Source organism: Serratia sp. LTN-2, from assembly GCF_059740205.1.
This window is the reverse complement of the sequence record NZ_JCAXDO010000078.1, coordinates 1-959: the sequence shown is the minus strand read 5'-3', so window position 1 is coordinate 959 and position 959 is coordinate 1. Positions and strand designations below refer to the sequence as shown.

Below are 959 nucleotides of genomic sequence, written 5' to 3'. Positions count from 1 at the left end.
AGGCTCCGCTGGTTTCTCCGGCACTGCAGCCATACTCACGTCAGCCGTACCAGCCATCTGCTGAACCAGAACCTGCAGCTCGCTGACCGTGCCGGGCGGTACCGGCATACTGGCCAGCAGACGCGGCAGCTCCGGTGCGGTCGTATGCAGGGCCAGACCGGTGATAATCAGGTTTCTCAGCAGCTCTCCGCGCAGGCGGGATGACACGCCCGTCAGCACACGCTCAACCCGTTCACTGCTCCGGTCATCCTGAAGCGTCAGGGTGTAACGCCGGCGCTGGTATTCCGTCTCCGGTGACATGGCCAGAGCCGCCACGCCACCATCAGGCTCATCAGGAAGTCCTGAGAGTGAAGACCAGGTGCCGGATACCAGGGCCATCACGGCGCAAAGCCGGATGGCGCTCAAGTGCCCGTCAAAGAACACCGGGATCAGAGCCGGTAAACGGGCATCCGTCTGGTACATCACCGCCCCGGCGGTGGCGGCGGTCCGGATGAAGTCACCGCGCAGGGGCTGCGAGATGGTGCTGATGGTCGCCATCGCCGCGATGTCGGTGCGATCGTCGCTGTGCAGATAGAAAGAATACTGGCCGTCCGGCACGTTTAGTCCTCTTTATTGTAAAGGGCAATCTCTCTGGCCAGCGCCAGCTGCGGATCGCCTATAACCTCGATACGGTCAGGAGCCAGAGGCCAGGCCTGACGGATAGCCTCTACAATGAGGGATGCCCCTCCCCCGACCAGGAATACCCGGTTAACGTTCCTGAAGGCCGTCAGCTCACTGGTGACACGCGCGCCCAGGGAAGTGATTGCCTCTGTAATTTTGTTCAGCACATCGTCAATTTTTCCGGCATCGTTGATCACACGCTGCAGATACTGACGATCATTGCGGTTGCGGATGACCGTGTCAGCAATAAGCGCGCTGGTTTCGCTGTCTGCAGCCCGCAGCGCGCCTGCAGCTGCGCG

Annotated in this window: 1 protein-coding gene and 1 pseudogene; both read right to left on the bottom strand. The window is 61.4% G+C overall.

Annotated elements, in window-relative coordinates; all coding sequences use genetic code 11:
* On the bottom strand, positions 1-597 hold a 597-nt coding region (locus AC6BYQ_RS28425; RefSeq protein ID WP_498057921.1), incomplete at its 3' end, for a plasmid partitioning/stability family protein.
* Between the two features lie 2 nt (positions 598-599).
* Positions 600-959: pseudogene (locus AC6BYQ_RS28420) on the bottom strand (plasmid segregation protein ParM domain-containing protein); the annotation flags it as partial.